Source organism: Micromonospora sp. WMMA1923 (assembly GCF_049179195.1).
GTDB lineage: Bacteria > Actinomycetota > Actinomycetes > Mycobacteriales > Micromonosporaceae > Micromonospora > Micromonospora yangpuensis.
Genome location: NZ_JBMHLZ010000001.1, coordinates 2,221,208 through 2,238,480, shown reverse-complemented (window position 1 = coordinate 2,238,480; position 17,273 = coordinate 2,221,208). Strand labels below are relative to the sequence as shown.

14 protein-coding genes are annotated in these 17,273 nt (G+C 73.5%); 5 read left to right on the top strand and 9 right to left on the bottom strand.

Annotated features, from left to right (window positions below; all coding sequences use genetic code 11):
• Positions 1-52 precede the first annotated feature (52 nt).
• Genes ACN28G_RS10140 through ACN28G_RS10130 form a run of 3 tightly spaced genes read right to left on the bottom strand, consistent with a single transcriptional unit; the run spans position 53 to position 3,264 of the window.
• Positions 53-964 (bottom strand): sulfotransferase family protein, encoded by a 912-nt coding sequence (locus ACN28G_RS10140; RefSeq protein ID WP_091437795.1) that lies wholly within the window; start codon positions 962-964, stop codon positions 53-55.
• 6 nt (positions 965-970) lie between these two features.
• On the bottom strand, positions 971-2,023 hold the full coding sequence (locus tag ACN28G_RS10135) for a sulfotransferase family protein (RefSeq protein ID WP_421478964.1): 1,053 nt from the start codon (positions 2,021-2,023) through the stop codon (positions 971-973).
• Entirely contained in the window at positions 2,020-3,264 is a 1,245-nt protein-coding gene (locus ACN28G_RS10130) for a glycosyltransferase (RefSeq protein WP_175440542.1), read from the bottom strand. Before ACN28G_RS10130 ends, ACN28G_RS10135 begins: the two co-directional genes overlap by 4 nt.
• Before the next feature lie 232 nt (positions 3,265-3,496).
• Here ACN28G_RS10130 and ACN28G_RS10125 point away from each other — a divergent pair, with 232 nt between their 5' ends.
• Genes ACN28G_RS10125 through ACN28G_RS10115 form a run of 3 tightly spaced genes read left to right on the top strand, consistent with a single transcriptional unit; the run spans position 3,497 to position 6,817 of the window.
• Entirely contained in the window at positions 3,497-4,450 is a 954-nt protein-coding gene (locus ACN28G_RS10125; RefSeq protein ID WP_175440541.1) for a hypothetical protein, read from the top strand.
• Complete coding sequence (locus tag ACN28G_RS10120; protein ID WP_091437781.1) at positions 4,443-5,333, top strand: sulfotransferase family protein; 891 nt, start codon at positions 4,443-4,445, stop codon at positions 5,331-5,333. Before ACN28G_RS10125 ends, ACN28G_RS10120 begins: the two co-directional genes overlap by 8 nt.
• Positions 5,330-6,817 carry a hypothetical protein gene (locus tag ACN28G_RS10115; RefSeq protein WP_091437777.1) on the top strand — a complete coding sequence of 496 codons (1,488 nt, stop codon included), beginning with the start codon at positions 5,330-5,332 and terminating at the stop codon, positions 6,815-6,817. The genes ACN28G_RS10120 and ACN28G_RS10115 overlap by 4 nt, the downstream gene beginning before the upstream one ends.
• A 129-nt stretch (positions 6,818-6,946) precedes the next feature.
• On the opposite strand, the gene ACN28G_RS10110 is transcribed toward ACN28G_RS10115, so the two are convergent.
• The 6 genes from ACN28G_RS10110 to ACN28G_RS10085 form a co-directional block, all read right to left on the bottom strand.
• The gene (locus ACN28G_RS10110; RefSeq protein WP_175440540.1) at positions 6,947-7,792 is read right to left on the bottom strand and encodes a sulfotransferase family protein; all 846 of its coding nucleotides are present in this window, start codon (positions 7,790-7,792) and stop codon (positions 6,947-6,949) included.
• Positions 7,789-9,339, bottom strand: a complete 1,551-nt coding sequence (locus ACN28G_RS10105) for a flippase (protein ID WP_091437769.1) — start codon at positions 9,337-9,339, stop codon at positions 7,789-7,791. Before ACN28G_RS10105 ends, ACN28G_RS10110 begins: the two co-directional genes overlap by 4 nt.
• Positions 9,340-9,348: 9 nt before the next feature.
• Positions 9,349-10,641, bottom strand: coding sequence for a hypothetical protein (locus ACN28G_RS10100; protein WP_091437766.1), 1,293 nt, complete (start codon positions 10,639-10,641; stop codon positions 9,349-9,351).
• Positions 10,638-12,170 (bottom strand): O-antigen ligase family protein, encoded by a 1,533-nt coding sequence (locus tag ACN28G_RS10095; protein ID WP_091437764.1) that lies wholly within the window; start codon positions 12,168-12,170, stop codon positions 10,638-10,640. Before ACN28G_RS10095 ends, ACN28G_RS10100 begins: the two co-directional genes overlap by 4 nt.
• Positions 12,171-12,262: 92 nt before the next feature.
• Entirely contained in the window at positions 12,263-13,726 is a 1,464-nt protein-coding gene (locus tag ACN28G_RS10090; RefSeq protein WP_091437761.1) for a glycosyltransferase family 4 protein, read from the bottom strand.
• A 227-nt stretch (positions 13,727-13,953) separates the two neighbouring features.
• Entirely contained in the window at positions 13,954-14,082 is a 129-nt protein-coding gene (locus ACN28G_RS10085) for a hypothetical protein (RefSeq protein WP_268239695.1), read from the bottom strand.
• 48 nt (positions 14,083-14,130) lie between these two features.
• Here ACN28G_RS10085 and ACN28G_RS10080 point away from each other — a divergent pair, with 48 nt between their 5' ends.
• Both ACN28G_RS10080 and ACN28G_RS10075 read left to right on the top strand, forming a co-directional pair.
• Positions 14,131-15,810: a recombinase family protein gene (locus ACN28G_RS10080; protein WP_268239696.1), complete on the top strand. Its 1,680-nt coding sequence runs from the start codon at positions 14,131-14,133 to the stop codon at positions 15,808-15,810.
• Positions 15,811-15,908: 98 nt separating this feature from the next.
• Positions 15,909-17,228, top strand: a complete 1,320-nt coding sequence (locus ACN28G_RS10075) for a PucR family transcriptional regulator (RefSeq protein ID WP_421478963.1) — start codon at positions 15,909-15,911, stop codon at positions 17,226-17,228.
• Positions 17,229-17,273 lie beyond the last annotated feature (45 nt).

Below are 17,273 nucleotides of genomic sequence, written 5' to 3'. Positions count from 1 at the left end.
TCGGCACGTGTAGGAAAAACGTCCCGACCGGCTTCGACCCGCCCCGGGGCGGTCAGCCCCGGTAACCCCACTCGCGCAGCGGCTTGTCCAGCACCCGCTCCACGTCGGCGAGCTGACCGGCGCTCAACTCGTCGAGGTACGCCGCGCGCCGACCACCGGAGAACCGGTACCGGCCGAACCCGCGCTCGAAGGCGGCGTCCCACTCCAGCCCGAGGAAGTCCAGCATCCGGGCCACCTCGGCACGCGGGTCGGCCACCAGGTCCTCGTAGCGCACGTCCAGCCACTGCTGCTCGGGGTGCTCCGCCCGGGCCTGCCCGAACCGGTCCATCAGCAGCTTCCAGCCGAGCGCGGCCAGCACCGGGAAGGACCGGTCGTACTCCTCCCACTCCTGGCGCAGGTCGGTGGGCAGCGGCCCGAGGAACCAGTTGTCCGGCCCCTGCCACCCGTCCCACCAGCCCATCTGCAGCCACGAGTTGGTCACCGCCCGGCCGTCGCGGACCACGTTGACCACCCGCAGATCCGGGTACGCCGCACGCAGGAAGCCGGTGCGCGGCCAGCCGGTGACGTGGTGCACCATCGTCCGGCAGCGCTGCCGCCGGGCCCGGGTGTCGAAGAACTCGCGCAGCCGGTGGGACACGTACGGGGTCAGGTCCTCGGCGGTGAGGTCCCGGCAGGGGCGGGAGAAGCCGGCCACCACGTGCCGGTCGAGCAGCTGGTACGCCTCCGACGGGGCGACCCGGACCCGCCCGGCCTCCAGCAGCCGGCGGGCGTGCGCCAGGGAGGTCATCCCGGCCGGCCGGGGTGCGGAGCGGCGGTAGAGCGGGCCGTTGAACCGTCCCTTGAGGTTGAGCCGGGACAGCTTGTCGTCCACCCCGGAGACGAACCCGACCTCCCGGTGCCGGGAGAGCAGCTCCTGCACCAGGGTCGAACCACACCGGCCGGTCCCCACCACCAGCGACAACATCTTCTCTCAGCCCTCCTGTCGGCCGGTCGGTACGCCGACCGGTGTGCCGCGTCGGCCGGTACTCGTGGTCCGGCCGGTACGGCCCAGCGGGTAGCCGAGGCGGCGTAGCCCCGGCCAGGTCAGTGCGGTCACCACCGCGTACGACCAGCGGGACAGGTCGGTGCGCCACTGGTCGTCGGCGCGGATCGGCACCGCCCCGGTGCGGTGGCGCGACGGGTTGCCCGCCACCGAGTGGGTGGGGGCGAGCCGCACCGCCGCCGGTTCGCCGACCGCCCCGGGTGCGACCAGCGGGCCGGGCTGCGCACCGAGGCCGGCGAAGGCGGTGATCCGGGCCAGCGCGGCGGCCGGATCGGCGGTGAGGTCCTCGTACCGGATCCGCAGGTAACGCTCGGGGTCCGCGGCGAAGAGCCGGACCGTGACCGCGTTCCAGACCGACCAGAGCAGGGCGGCCTTCCACACCGGCGGACGGCTCATCAGCCGCTGGTCACGCTCGCCGTCCAGGCCCCGACGACGACGCCAGGAGAAGGCGGTGGCGCGCGGGTCCCGGACCACGTGCAGCACCCGCACGTCCAGGCCGGGCAGCCCGTCGAGCAGAGCGCCGTACGGGGGCAGCTTGGAGGAGTCGACCACGATCCGGGCGTCGGCGTGCCGGGCCAGGCAGGTGTACAGCCCGGTCAGCACCGCGTCGTCGGGGTGCGCCGCGACGGCCCGCCGACCGGCGCGGGCCCGCCACAGCAGCGCGGGCACGCCCCGCATCCGCAGCCGGCCGCGCAGCCCGGCGGCGATCTCGGCGGCCCGCCCGACCGGCACGTCGCGGCGTACCCGGCTCCACAGCGGGCAGTCCCGGAACGGCCGGCCGCACCCGCAGGGGCGGTTGTCCAGTTCACCGCGTTGCCACAGGTAGCGCAGCTCACCGGCGGCGAGCACCCCGGCGTACTGGCCGAGGACGTTGGTGACCAGGGTGCTGCCGCTGCGTCCGCTGCCGGCCAGGTAGAGCACCCGTACCGGCCCGTCGGGCTCAGAAGCGGGCCGGCCGGCGTGCTGGTCGCCGCTGGTCACGCGGGTACCCCGGCCCGCCGGGTGGCGGTGGCGTAGACCTCCCGCAGGCGCTCCAGGTGCGCCCGCGGACTGAACTCCCGCTCCACCCGGGCCCGGCCGGCCAACCCGAGCCGGTGCGCCCGGTGCGGGTCGGCCAGGGTCCGGTGCAGCGCGGCGGCCAGCGCGCCCGGGTCGTCGGCCGGCACCACCTCACCGTCGGTGCCCGGGGTGACCAGCTCCGGCAACCCACCCAGGTCGGTGGTGACCACCGGCACCCCGCAGGCGAACGCCTCCAGCACCGCCATCGGCTGGTTCTCGTTCCACCGCGACGGCACCGCCGCCACCGCCGCCGACCGGATCAGCTCGTGCAGCCGGGCCTTGTCGAGCCGGCCGTGGAAACGTACCCGGCCCGGTGCCCGCCGCCCGGCCAGGTCGGTGAGCGCGTCGCGGGCCGGGCCGTCGCCGGCCACGTCCAGGTGAACCTCGGGCGGCAGCTGGGCCAGCGCGTCGATCAGCACGTCGACGCCCTTCTCGGCGGAGAGCCGACCGGCGAAGACCACCGACCCGCCCGCTGTCGACTTCACCTCGGTCTGCGCCACGTCGACGAAGTGCCGTACCACGTGCATCCGGTCCGGGAAGACCCCGGCGCGGCGCATCACGTCGGCCAGGAACCGGCTGGGGCTGACGAAGGCCTGCACCGGCCCGTACGCCCGGGTCGCCCGGTGCAGCCAGGACTCCACCGCGAGCAGCGAGCTGGCCCCCAGCGAGCCGTCCTTGCAGCGCCGCCGGGCCGCCCGCAGCGGGCCACCGGTGACGCAGGCGTCACAGACCGCGCCCCGGTCGAGCATCTGGTAGCTGGGGCAGGCCAGCTTGTAGTCGTGCAGGGTCATCACGCACGGCACCCGGGCGACCCGGGCCGCGGCCAGCACCGACGGTGAGAGCTGGTGGTAGATGTTGTGCAGGTGCACCACGTCGGGCCGGAACTCGTCGAGCACCCGGGCCAGGCCCCGCCGGCTCGCCCCGGACCAGATCATCCGCGCCGCCGCCGCCGTGCGCGGCCGCAGCCCGCGCGGTGCCGGCTCCAACTCCACCAGGGGCGGGAAGTGCCGCGCGTACGGCGTGGGCGCGTCGTTCTCCGGGTGGGTCATGCCGAAGTACGCCACCTCGTCGCCGGCGGCCCGCTGCAACTCGGCGACGTCGAGCAGGTAGCCCTCGGCACCGCCACGGCGGTACAGGAACTTGTTGACGTGCAGGACACGCATGACAGCTGCTCCGGGGGTGGCCTGGGGCCCGCTTGGGGGTGGGCGAGGGGTGCACTGGCAAGCGGGGCTGACCAGGTGCCCCACCGTATGCAAACCGGACGGATGAGTCCAGATCATGATCTCCAAGTGGCCACACGGCTGACCTCGGGCTGCCCGCACGGCCCCGTGGCCAGGCACGACGGTCTGCCGGTAGCGTGTGCTCCGCCCGACCGTCGCGCCCGAGGAGGACCCGGTGCCCCACCAGGACGAGCCCTCGGCGCTCGCGTACACCGCCCGGCGGGTCGCGCGGCACCTGCGCTGGGCCCGTACCGAGGGGGTGCGCCGGCTGGTGGCCGAGGACCGGCTCGACCCGGTCGAGCGGGCCCGCACGGCGTGGGCCAAGCGCCGCTGGCGACGCGCCAACCCGGTGCCGCCCGGCCAGGCGATCCCGGTGTACCTGGTCGGCCTGCAACGCTCCGGCACCAACATGCTCGCCCGGGGGCTGGACGCCGCGCCCTCGGTCGAGGTGCGCAACGAGAACGACCGCCAACTGTTCCACCGGTTCCAGTTGCGCTCCGACGCCGTGCTCGTCGATGTGCTGCGGCGCAGCCGGCACCGGTACGTCCTGGTCAAGCCGCTCTGCGAGACGCACCGGGTGGACCGGCTGCTGGACCTTCCGGGTCCGCGCGCCGGCCGGGCACTGTGGGCGTACCGGGACGTCGACGACCGGGCCCGTTCCGAGGTGGCCAAGTTCGGCGACGCCAACCTGCGGGCGTTGCGGGCCGTCGCCGACGGCACCATCGGCCAGCGGTGGCAGGGCCAGCGGCTGGACCACGCGACCCGGGAGCTGGTCGCCAACTTCGACTACGACCGGATGACCCCGCACACCGCCGCCGCCCTGTTCTGGTACGTGCGCAACTCGCTCTACTTCCGCCTCGGTCTGGTCGACCGGGCCGACGTGCTGCTCTGCTCGTACGACGCACTGCTGGCCGACCCGACCGGGCAGCTGCGCCGGCTCTGTGCCTTCCTCGACCTGCCGTACGACCCGGCGCTGCACGCGCACGTCACCCCGCGCCCGCCGCGCCGCTCGCCGCTGCCGATCGACGCGCGCGTGCGGGTCCTCTGTGCCGACCTGACCACCCGCCTGGACGCGGCGGCGGGATCCGACGCGACGACCGCACCGGCGGCGGGGGTGGACCATGGCTGACCTCGAACGGCGACCCGACGCCGAGCCCGGCGGGACCGGAGCCGACAGCGGGACCGAGCTCGGCGGCGGAACCGAGCCCGGAGCCGGCAGCGGGGCCGGTGGCGGGCCGGGGACGCCGACCCGGAACGGGCCGATCTTCCTGGTCGGCTGCCAGCGCTCCGGCACCACGATGCTGCGCCTGGTGCTCGACTCACACTCCCGGGTCAGCTGCGGCCCGGAGACCCGCTTCCTGACCGACATGCGACGCATCGTCGGCTCCGACTGGGAGCGGCTGGCCCGCTTCGGCTTCACCCGCGAGGACTGGCTGCGCCGGATCGCCGACTTCTTCGGCGGCATCCACGCCGACTACGCCCACAGCCGGGGCAAGACCCGCTGGGCGGACAAGACCCCGCTGTACGCGCTCTCCATCGACTTCCTGGCCGAGGTCTTCCCGGACGCGCAGTTCGTGCACGTCATCCGGGACGGCCGGGACGTGGTGGTGTCGCACCGCAAGCGGTTCGGCTACTGGTCGGCGGTGAAGTGCGTGGTCAAGTGGCCCCGCTACATCCACACCGCCCGCGCCGCCGGGGCCCGGCTGCCCGCCGAGCGCTACCTGGAGCTGCGCTACGAGGACACCGTCACCGATCCGGAGAAGGCCATGCGAGTGCTGTTCGAGTTCCTCGGCGAGCCCTGGGAGGCCGGGGTGCTGGACTACCAGGGCAAGCCGCACGACGTGGCCGGCAAGTACACAGTGGAGGCCGACCGTCGCCGGGCCGCGGCCCGTACCGACGCCGCGATCTACGGGTCCCGGGTCGGCACGTACCGGCGGGAGCTGGACCCGTTCCTGCGGGTGCTGGTCCGAATCTTCTCCGGCTCGACCCTGCGTGAGCTGGGGTACCGGTGAGGCGGCCGGGCCGGGCGCGGTCCCTGCTGCTCGGCGGGGTGCTGGCCCTGGCGCTGACCGCGACGGCCTGCTCGGCCGACCCCGCGCCGGAGCCCGCGCCGTCGCCGTCACCCGCGACGGACGCGCCGCCGACGGCCAGCCCCGGCCCGGCCCCGTCGGGGGCGCCGGTGGTGGGCAACCCGTTCGGCGCCCGCTGGGACTGGGCCCGCTACGAGCAGTTCACCCCGTACCTGAAGAAGCTGGCCGGCTCGGCGACGTACCACGAGATCAGCTGGTGCGCGATCGAGAAGACCGAGGGCAACCGGAACTTCACCGCGCTGGACCGGATCGCCGAACGCAGCCGGGACCTGGGCATCATGCTGCACATCAAGATCCGTACCGGGATGTGCTGGGCCACCGGTGGCAGCCCGCAGTTCCTGCGCGGACAGGCCAACAAGACCGAGTCGGCGATGCCCCAGGACATGGCGGCCTACCAGGGTTTCGTCACCGACGTGGTGAAGCGGTACGCCCCGTACGGGGTCCGCGAGTACGCCATCGAGAACGAGGTGAACGCACCGCAGTACTGGGCCGGCAGCCCGGCCGACTACAAGCGGCTGGTCGCCTCGGCCGCCGAGGCGATCCACGCCGCCGACCCGCAGGCCAAGGTGGTCGACTCCGGCATCAGCTCGGTGGGCTACGGCATGGGCGTCGCCGACCGGCTGCTCAAGGCCGGGCAGGACGACGCGGCGGTGACCGCGTACCGGACGTACTTCCAGCGCCGGATCGGCACCCGGGGGCAGAAGATCCCGGAGGTCAACGACCCGGCGGCGCTGCGCGCGGCCCTGGCCAACGACCAGAACTCGCGCAACATCGCCTACCTGAGCGCCACCGAGGAACTCCTCGACGAGGGTGTGGTGCAGATCCGGCAGCTGCACTACTACGAGCACTTCGCGGCGGTGCCGGCCCTGCTGGAGTACCTGCGCGCCGAGACCCCCGCCGGGGTGCCCACGCAGGCCTGGGAGGTCGGCCAGTTCTGGCGCGACGGTGACGGCGACGCCGCCTCGCGCAGCGACGAGATGGTCAAGACGGTGAGCCAACTGGTCGCCGGCGGCATCAACCAGGTGCTCTGGCTACCGCTGGCGTACCACCCGAACAACCGGGCCGGCGCCGAGGTCCGCTACGGACTGCTGGACCCCGACGGCACCGAACGGCTGGCCGGCACGATGATGGCCGAGTTGGCCGGCGCGGCCAAGGACGCCACCGTCGAGCCGGTCGCCACCAAGGGCCTGACCGGGGTGGCCTTCCGGCGCGGTGAGCAGAGCACCCTGGTGCTCTGGTCGGCCTCGGCCGACGCCGTGTCGGTGCCCGCGGCGCCCGGCCTGACCAGCGGAAAGCTCGGCACCGAGGCGGCTTCCGCCCGCTCCGGCGCGGTAAGCATCGGCACCTCCCCGGTGCTGCTGGCCGGCACCGGCGACCCGGCCACCATCCTCTCCGGCGTCCGCTGAGTCCCCTGACCCCCGACCCGCCGCCCGCCGGGCCGGCAGCTTCCCGGATGTGGTGGCCTGGACAGGCCAGCAAGGCCACCTGATCCACGATCCGGCGAGCCCCACCGGGGCGGCGCGGTGGGGGGTGGGTCACCAGGTCGACGGCCAGTTCAGCAGGGTGGCCAGGCGGGTGTTGTGGGGGGCGAAGTGGGCCGCCAGGTCGGCCCGTAGCTGCGGGGTGAGCTGGGAGGTGCCGTCGTCGGCGCGGCGGGTGTGCCGGGCGAAGGTGTCCGGGGTGAACGGCGACAGCTCCAGGAACCGCAGCACGTCGGCGTACGCGGCGGCCGGGTCGGCGTACAGGTCCTCGCTGCGGATCACGTGCAGCCGCTGCCGGGGCAGCTGGGCGTACCAGCGTTCCAGCTGCTCGGCGTAGCGGCCCCGGGCGGCGTACGAGAAGTTGCGCAGCGCGTGGTGGGCGGCCGGGGTGTCCGGGCCGTCGCGCAGCGCCCCGGCCAGCCGTTCGTCCTCGGCGGCGAGGGCGTCGGCGAAGCTCAACGGCTCCAGCCCGTACGAGCGGGTGTGCAGGTAGTGCGAGTAGGCGCGCTCCACGGGGTCGCGCAGCAGCGCGACGAAGCGCGCCCGGGGCAGCAACGCGGCCACCCGGGCCGGTACCCGTGGGTGGAAGAGGTAGTACGGGCTGGCCTCGAAGGTCTGCCGGCCGGCGGCCGGTGGCGGGAAGTGCGCCCGGTACCACCGCTCGCCCCGACCGTGGTGGACGCTGAAGTACTGCAGTTCCTTGCCGGTGGCGGCCCGCACGTCCGGGTGGGCGGCCAGGTAGTGGTGCAGCGAGGTGGTGCCGCAGCGCTGCCCGCCGATGATCAGGAAGTCGGGCAGCGCGCCGGTCGGGCCGGGCCAGGCGGCACGGGCGAAGGCGCGGGTGCCGCGCACCGCCCGACGCAGCCGGTCCACGCCGCCCCGGCGGGGCGCGGCGCTCACCGGGCCCCCGCCGACACCGGGGTGCCGGCCGCCGGGGGCCGGGGGCCGCCGCCGCGCCGACGCCTGAGCAGGGTACGCAGCACCATGGTGTCCTCCTGACTGAGCCCGAGGGCGACCACGACCGCCAGGTAGACCCCGACGATGGTGGTCAGCCCGACGCCGAGCCGCCACTGCCAGCCCGGCACCAGCCAGCTCACCAGCAGCCCGGCCAGCAGCGCCACGCCGGCGGCGGCCAGCCCCTTGGCCATGCCCACGGTGAACGGCAGCGCGCCGATCAGCCGGCGCACCTGGAACACCCGGGCGACGTTGACCACGATCAGCGAGACGCTCCAGGCCGTGGCCGCGCCGACGATGCCGTACGCGGGAATGAACAGGACGTTGAGCAGCATGTTGAGCACCAGCGCGGCCACGTTGTCGGCCATGTTGAGCGCCACCCGACCGGACATGTTCAGCACCGTGCCGCACGGGCCGGTGGCCGCGTTGACCAGGTGCCCGAGGGCCAGGATCACGGTCACCGCCGCACCGGTGGCGACCTCACCACCGAAGACCCGCAGCAGATCGCCGGGGAGGACCAGCAGCGCGACGAAGGCCGGCAACGACAGCCGGACCACCCAGCCGGTGGCCACCGCGTACACCCGCCGGACCTCGGTGAGCTGCTCCTGGTGGTACAGGTAGGCGATGTACGGGCCGAACGCGGCGTTGATCGGCGCGAGCACGAAGATCGCCACGGTGACCAGCCGGGTCGCCACGTTGTAGACGCCGATCTCGGGGTTGGCGAAGAACCCCAGCAGCAGGGTGTCGGCCCAGATCAGCCCGGTCGAGGACAGTGAGGAGGCCCAGCTGACGGTGGAGAAGCCGAACAGCTGCCGGGGGCGGTAGACCGGGCGGGCCGCCGGCACCCGCCGGACCAGCCGGGCCAGGGCGAGCAGCGCGAGCACCGCCGCGGACCAGCCGGCCACCACCAGCGCCCAGAACGCGCCGGTCAGGCCCACGCCGGCGACCAGGGCCAGGGCGGTCAACAGCAGCCGGGTACCCGGCTCGTAGAGCTGCCCGATGAAGGTGAACGGGCGCTGGGTCCGCCACCCCCGGGTGGCCGCCAGCGCCGCCTCGCAGATCGTGGTGGCGGGCAGCGTCAACGCCACCAGCCGTAACCCGGTGACCAGCTCGGGGTCGTTGAGCGCGCCGGCCAGCCAGGGCGCGCCGGCGGCCAGCGCGCCCGCCAGCGCCACCGAGGAGGTGACCGAGACGGCCAGCCCCAACCGGATGGTGCCGCGCAGCGCCGCCGAATCGGCGTCGGCCAGGTGCACCGCCACGAACCGGGTGAGTCCGGCCCGGAACCCGGAGAGCGACAGCAGCCCGGCCAGGGAGAGCACGGCGTAGCACTGGGCGTACCGGCCCACCTCGCGGATGCCCAGCACCCGGGCCAGCAACAGCATGATGACGAAGACCGCCACCTGGCTGAGCAGGGCACCGACCAGGTTCAGGCCGCCGCCGCGGGCCATCGACCGGACGTGCTGGTCACCGGCGGAGCCGGAATGGTCGGACACGCCAGCTACCTACCGGCGCCGCTGCTGGTCGGAGCGTCGGGCCGGGACCGCCGGCACGATGACGGTGTCGTCGTCGGCCCGCCGGGTCGACACCACCGGCGACACGACGGTGTCCTCGTCCACCGGCCCACTCGCGGCACCCCGGGCGCCCCCTGCCGGCCCGGTCACGGTGCCGCGGGTATCCGCTGCCGGCCCGGTCACGGTGCCGCGGTTGTCCGCCGCCGGGCCGGTCACGGTGCCGCGCGGGTACGGCACCGCCCGTCCGGTCGCCGGGGCCGGGCCGATCGCCGCCGGAGTGCCAGCCGCGGGGCCGTCGGCGACCGCGGCCCGAGCGGCCGTCGACCGGTTGCGGGACAACTGCTCCAACATCGCCACCAGCAGGACGGCCAGCAGCAGGCCGGCACCCGAGACCGGCAGCACCAGCCCGGTCACCGCACGGGTCCGGGAGACCGGTTGCACCTGGCCGGCGCTGACCACCTGGGCCGGATCGGCGGCCTGGGACTGGGCCCGGGCCTGCTGCAGACCCTGCCGGGCGTTGGCCAGCGCACCGCTGGCGGTGTCCCGCTGGGCCAGCAGCGCCTGGTAGTCGGGCAGCTTCGGGCCGAGCCCGTCCAGCCGCTTCTGCCCGGCGGTGATCGCCTCGCTGGCGGCGGCGGCACCCCGGCCGTTGCCGACGGCCTCCATCTGCAACCGTTGCTGCCGCAGGCTGGCGATCTCCTGCAGGGTCGCCTGGTAGAGCTTGTCCGGCTGGCTTACCTTGTTGGTCTTCTCCCACTCGTTGATCGCCTTGGTGGCGGTGGTCAGCTCGTCGGTGGCCGCCTTCACCTCGTCGGTGGCGATGGCGACCTGGCTGGTGAAGAGGAACGCCAGCGCCCGCTGGCCGGTCGCGGCCAGCACCGGGGCGACCGAGTCCCGGGCGGTGGCGGTGTAGGTGAGGGTGAGCTGGCTGCTCGCGCCCACCTGTTCGACCTTCAGCCCGGCACGCAGGATCCCCGCGTCGACCCCGGTGTCGGTGGACACCTGGTCGAGGACCTGCGGGGAGGTCACGGCCGCGGCGAAGGCCGCCGCGAACTGGTTGGCCGCCTGGGTGCCGGTGTACTGCTGGGCCGCGTTGCCGCCGACCAGCGCCGGGGCCGCCACGTAGGAGGTACCCGCGTACCGGTCGGGGCCGAGCAGCACGACCGACGCCGCCACCGCCGCGGCGACCAGCGGCAGTCCCAGCAGTATCCAGAGTCGACGCCGCGCGACCCGCAGATAGTCGACGATCTCCACCCTTGCGCTCCCCACTGTCTGGTAGATCATCCGATAATCCGTCCGGCCGGTACCGGCGGGGCCGGTGTCGGGCCCAGGTGCACCCCTCGGGCGATCGCGCTGGCCGCCGCCGCGAAGGCGACGTAGTACCAGAGCGTGACCACGTTCGAGATGACGTTGGAGGCCGCGCTGACCGCGACGAAGGCGACCGCGCAGCCGACGAAGCCGACCGCGATGCCCCGGCCGAGGGTGCCCGGTGGGGCCCGCCGCAGCGCGGTCAGCCCGGTGTGTACGCAGAGCGCCATCATCGCCAGGTAGGCCAGCAGACCGGCCAGCCCGGTCTCCACGTACGCGCGCAGGAAGTCGTTGTGCGGCTTCTTCGCCTCGTCGGCCTCGAACTTGGTCATGTTGGGCCCGATCCCGGTGACCGGGTTGCGGTTGGCCAACGAGACGATCTCCGACCAGTAGCCGACCCGCCAGGCCAGGGTGTTGCCGGTGGGTCCGCCACCGACGGCGGTGCTGTCGGCGAGCTGCCCGAACCGCTGCGTCACCGTCGGCAGCAGGGCGGTGGCGGTCACCGCGACCACGCAGAGCGCCAGCAGCAGGGCCCGGCTGCGGTGCAACACCGCCACCACGAGCAGGCCCAGCGCCGCGCCGAGGATGGCGCTGCGGGTGTTGGTCAGCAGCAGGAACACCAGCGACAGGGCGAGCAGCACGCCGAGGCCGAGCCGCAGCCGGCGGCTCAGGTAGCGGTGGATCCCGAACCCGAAGATCACCATGAACATCAGGTACCGGCCGAAGGTGGTGGACTGGCTGAACGGGCCGCTGATCCGGGTGAAGTCGCCCTTGACCTCGGCCGGCGGGCTGCCCAGCAGCGACATCAGCACGGTGTAGCCCAGCGCCAGCGCCAGCGAGGCGTACGCGGCGAGCAGCACCCGGCGCACCGCCGGCAGGTCCGGCATCAGCTGCTCCAGCACGACGAACATCACCACCACGGTGCCGATCCGCAGCGCCTCCAGGCCGCTGGGCACCGGCTGTGCCGCGCCGACCGCGCTCACCAGTGACGTCGCCCCGACCAGGAGCAGGGCCACGCCGAGTGGGGAGCCGCGCAACCGGCCCCGCTGGCGCAGTTGGGCGGCCAGCCAGAGCCCGGCGGCCAGCAGGAACAGCACGGCGAGGATGGTCGACAGGTCCAATGCGCGGGCCGACGGGCCCAGGTCGGCCCGGCCGGCGGTCGGGCCGCTGACCTTGAACAGGTCGACGCAGGAGCGCACCGCGAGCATCAGCAGCACGTACGCCGCGAAGCGGGTAAGCGCGAGCACCGCGACGATCAACCCGGTGGCGACCACCAGGGGCAGCAGCACACCTATCGGGTTGCCCTGCCCGGTCGCCAGCCCGGCCAGCACCGCCACCGCGGCGCAGAGCACGGCCGCGCCACCGGTCAGCAGCCACCCCACCGGATCCCGGCCCACCGCCCGGCCGGGCCGGCCAGAGCCCACCGCCGCGTCCGGCCGGCCAGAGCCCACCGCCGCGTCCGGCCGGCCGGAAGCCACCGCCGTGCCGTCGTGCCGTCCGTCCACTGATCGCCGACCACTCGCTCGTAGGGGTGCCTCGGGGCCGGTCACCCGCCGACCCACAGGTGCGGCTCGCGGCGCGGGACCGGAAGAACGGCCTAATCTATCGGCTGCCGCCGGGCGGGGACATGGGCCGTTGCGCCGGGCGTGGACGGCGTAACGGCCGGCCCGTCACCGGCGCTCTCCCCGTCGACCGGTGTGCGGTCGACGACGGAGGTCCCGGCCGCGACCGTACCCGTGCGCGGGTCCGTACCGTCGACCGGACCCGTGCGCGGGCCCGTGCCGGCCGGCCGTCGTGCGGCGAGGTCGAGGTAGAGGCGTTCCAGGTCGCGGGCGGCGCTGTCCCAGCTGTACTCGGCGAGCACCCGGTCACGCAGCGCCTTGGCGCCGGTGCGCTCCGCGGCCAGGTCGGCGGTGACCGTCTCCAGCGCCCGCAGCAGGTCGTCGCCGTCACCGTCGCGGAACAGCCGCCGGCCGGGCGCGTCGGCGCCCAGCACCTCCACGTGCGGCTCGATGTCACTGGCCACCACGGGCAGCCCGTAGGAGGCCGCCTCCAGCAGGGTCAGCGGCAGCCCCTCCAACCGGGACGGCTGGACGAAGGCCGCCGCGTGCGAGTACAGCTCGGCCAGTTCGTCGCCGTAGGCGAAACCGGTGAACACGATGCGGGGGTCGTCGCCGGCGGCCTGCCGCAGCCGGGTGACGTACTCGTCGGTGAAGGCCGACCCGCCGACCACGGCGAGCCGCAGCTCGGTCGGCAGCCGCCGGAACGTCCGGATCAGCAGGTCGGCGGCCTTCTCCGGGACCAGCCGACCGACCAGCAGCAGGTAGCCGCCGGGGGGCAGGCCGTGCCGGTCCAGTTCCCGGGGCGGCAGGTGCCGGGGGCTGGCGACCCCGTTGGGGATGTAGCGGGCGGGCCGGCCGAACCGGGACGCGTAGTGCGCGGCCAGCCCGCGCGACACGGTCACCCGGGCGTCCGGGACGTACCCGCTGAGCCGGTACGCGGTGCCGAGCACGGCGCGGGCCAGCCGCCCCCACTTGCCCCGCTGGTTGTCCAGGCCGTGCACGGTCAGCACCACCTTCGACCGGGAGGCGTACCGGGCCAGCGGCGCCACCAGCACCGGGCCGAGCCCGTGGTAGTGCACGATGTCGGGGCGTTCCCGCAGGGCCGCCACGGTGGAGGTGGCCGAGTGCACGATCGCGTCGAGGTGTTTGCTGGCCACGGTGCCGGCCCGGCGCAGTCGGATGCCCCGGTACCGCTGGTCGGGGACCTCGCCGTAGCTGTCCCGGCAGTAGACCGTGACCTGGTGGCCGAAGTCGGCCAGTCGACTCGCCATCTCCTCCACGTGCCGCTCGATGCCGCCGTAGGTGGCCGGCAGCCCCTTCTGGCCGATCATCGCCACCCGCAGCGGACGCCCCGGCGCCCCGGTCGCACCCGGTCCCACCGGGTCCGGGCCGACCTGACCGGCCGCGCTGGGCCGGGCCGGGCCGACCGGGCCGGTCGGTTCCGACGGGTCCGGGCCGAGTTGGCCGGCCGGTGTGGCGGCTCGGTCAGAAGATCGCACAGTTCTCCCTCGGATCGGGTCGGCCGATTGTCGTTGATCAGACACTCCCGCGCACGGGACGCTAGATCATCGACACCGCCCCTGACCAGGCCCGGACAGGTAACCGTCCCGGCACGTCCGGGCAGCCGGGCACCGAAAGAGCAGGCGGAACCGGCCGGGAGCCAACCACCGACCACCCTGCGACACGAGAAGTTCACCCTCGGTCAACCCGGTCCGACGCCTGTCGGTCACGGGGTGTCGGCCAGCACCAGCTCCCGCAGGTGCCGGTCGAGGGTGGCCGCGTCGATCCCGCCCGGCCAGCCACGCAGCAGGGCGCCGCCACCAGCGCCGGACCAGCGCTCGGCCGAACTCGGCAAGGTCGACGCCGTACTTGCCGTCAGTAATTAGTAACAGGGGTATAGTAGATCAATGCCCCTTTCAAGCATCGGGTCGGTGGATACGGCCGTCAGTCGGTGAAGCGCGAGGGTGGCGGTGAGGTGTCTACGGTCATCCAGAAGACCGCCGCGCGGGGCCGATCCGACCAGATGGGCGCGACCTGGGTCGATTGGTACGAAGACCTCGGCATCAGTGCGTTCAGCGGGACCGAGCGCCCCGGCTTCGATCGGCTGGTAGCCGATTGCCACTCCGGCCGCATCAATATGATCATCGTCTATTACATTTCCCGGCTGTCTCGCCTTGACCCCCTCGACGCCATCCCCGTCGTTACCGACCTGCTCAACCGGGGCGTGACCATCGTCAGCGTGGCCGAAGGCGAGTTCCGCCGGGGCAACCTAGTGGATCTAATCCACCTGATCATGAGGCTCGATCAGGCGCACGGAGAGTCGAAGACGAAGAGTATCAACGTAAAGGCCGCGAAGGCCCTTGCCCGCGACCTAGGCGGCTACGTCTCCGGCAAGGCCCCGTACGGCTTCGCACTAACCCCCGAGGTTCGACGCAGCCCCGACGGGCGACCGATCACGATTCAACTACTCATCCGCAATGACTTCGAGGTCGCGATCATCCGCCGTATGTTCGATTGGATGCTGTCTCCGACCTCGCCCGCGACCGTCGGCGGACTCGCCGCCGCCCTGAACGCGGCCAACGTCCCCACTCGGGGGCAGACCACCGGCAAACTCGCCGCCAACAGCGCGTGGCGTCCCCGCACGGTGAACCGCATCCTGCGTGACCCCCGGATCGCCGGCTACGCCGCCGAGGTGGTCTATTCCACCCGCAAGGACGGCCGGCAAGGGGCCAACGTGATCGGATACCGCCTCGTACGCGACGAGAGCGGCGAGCCAGTCCGCACTCACCCGGCGCTTGTCGACCCACACGAGTGGTACACGGTGCAAGCCATACTCGACGGCAAGCCGTCCCCCGTCGTCCCGTTGCGGCGCGACGTGGCCTCTCTGCTCGGCTCCCTCGGGGTGCTGCGCTGCGAGTGCGGATCGCTCATGAAGTCGCACCGAATCAATGATGTCGAGTACAAGTCGACGTACTTGTGCAACCGCGCCCCCGGCCGTCGGCTCCCCGGCACACACAGTGGCGGCTGCGCCATCGCCATGCTCGCGCTCGACGACTACATTGCCCGCCGAATCTTCGCCCTGATCGCCACCGCCGAATACGCCCCGGACACCCTCGACACGATCGCCGAGGCAACGCGCCGGTTCGGGGTCGCCTCGGCGGACCCGGCTGTAGCCGCCCAGCGCGGGGCCATCGCGGGCGAGCTGGACGACGCCGAGCGCACCCTCACCGAGCTGTATGACGACCGGGCGGCGGGCGGATACTCCGGCACGATCGGGAAGCGCCGTTTCCTGGACTCCGAACGGTCGCTGTCCGGCCGGATCGATCTACTGACCGCCCAGCTCGCCGAGATCGACAACGCCGCGTCGCCCACTCTCCCTATCGGCGAGTGGCTCGGCGAGCCTGGGTCGGACCCGCTCGGGCCGGGGTCGTGGTGGGCCGGCGCGTCGCTGGCCGAGCGGCGAACCCTGGTCGCGACGTTCGTCGGCTCAATCACCGTGCGGAAGTCGGCGACACGCGGCGGCCGAGGGTCGGCCGAATCGCGCGTCTCGATCGAGTGGGCGCGACCGGCCGAAGACGTGTAATCGGGGCCCGCCGTACCGCCCGCAGCACGCGGACTGTTCGTACGCACTTGTTCTGGCCCCACCGCGGCGTTCTTCTGTCGGTAGTTGCGCAGTGGACCTTGCGCCCGGACCCACCGGCACCGGAGGGTGGGCAGTGGCTGGCTGCCGCCCCCTTCGAGCAGCTCAACCAGGGAGAACCCACGTTCATGCAAGGTGAGCTGCAACGCATCGTCGACGCCGTCGCCGCCCGGGTCGGCCGACCGGCCCTGATCGAGGACCGGCGGCAGCGGGTGGTCGTCTACAGCGAGCACGACGGGCCGATGGACGAGGTACGTCGGATGTCGATCCTGCGCCGGCAGACCACCCCGGAGGTGATCGCCTGGTTCCGGGACATGGGGGTGCTCACCGCCCGGGAACCGGTCCGTACCCCGGCCTACGGCGACCTCGACCTGCTGCCCCGGGTCTGTGTGCCGATCTGGCACGACGAGCTGCTGCTCGGCTTCGTCTGGTTCATCGACGTCGACGAGACGATGACCGACGCCGACATCGCCACCGCTACCAGTGCCTTCGCCGACCTGTCGCTCGCCCTGTACCGGGAGAACCTGCTGGGTGAGCTGGCCTCGCAGCGGGAGACCGAGGCCACCCGGACGTTGCTGGTGGAGAGCCGCCAGGCGCGCGAGCACGCGGCCCGGGCCCTGCTGGAGGAGGGTCGGGTGGCCGGCGACGGGCCCACCACCGCGCTGGTCGCGCAGCTGGTGGCGCGGGACGGAGCGCAGCCCGACGAGGTCGCCCGGATCGCCCTGGAGCAGGCGTTGGTGACCACCCGCCGGTGGCTGGGCGTACGGGAGTCCCTGCACCTGGTCTGGCACGACCACGGGGTGCTGCTGACCCTCGGCGGCCGGGTCGCCGGTCGGCCCGGACCCGAGGCCGCCGCCGGCCACCTGGACGAGGCCCTACGGCACGCCACCCGGGGGCTGGCCACCATCGACCGGACGGTCACCGGGATCGGGGAACACCGGCCCCGGCTGCTCGACGCGGTGCAGTCGTACCAGGAGGCCGCCCAGGCCGCCCGGGTCGCGGTGCAGCTGCCCGCGCTTGGCCGGGTGGTCGCCTGGTCCAACCTGGGCATCTACCGGGTGCTGTCCCGGTTGGACGGCCCGCAGCTGGACATCGCCGGGGTGCACCCGGGGCTGGAGCGGCTGCTGCGCGACGACTCGTACCAGGTGCTGCTGGAGACCCTGGAGGCCTACCTCGACCTGGCCGGCAACGCGCACGCCACCGCCGAGCGGCTCCGACTGCACCGGACCACCCTCTACTACCGGCTGCAACGGGTCGAGCAGTTGGCCCAGACCGACCTGAAGGACGGCAACGAGCGGCTCTGCCTGCACCTGGCCATGAAGCTGGGCCGCCTCACCGGCCACTTCCGGGGCGCCGAGTGAGCCCGCCGGTGGCCGGGTCACCGACGGCGGTGACCCGGCCGGCCG

Excerpts from the sequence above, each read along its gene's own strand:
- ACN28G_RS10140 (WP_091437795.1), bottom strand. The coding sequence starts at position 964 with ATGTTGTCGCTGGTGGTGGGGACCGGCCGGTGTGGTTCGACCCTGGTG.
- ACN28G_RS10130 (WP_175440542.1), bottom strand. The coding sequence starts at position 3,264 with ATGCGTGTCCTGCACGTCAACAAGTTCCTGTACCGCCGTGGCGGTGCC.
- ACN28G_RS10120 (WP_091437781.1), top strand. The coding sequence starts at position 4,443 with ATGGCTGACCTCGAACGGCGACCCGACGCCGAGCCCGGCGGGACCGGA.
- ACN28G_RS10100 (WP_091437766.1), bottom strand. The coding sequence starts at position 10,641 with ATGATCTACCAGACAGTGGGGAGCGCAAGGGTGGAGATCGTCGACTAT.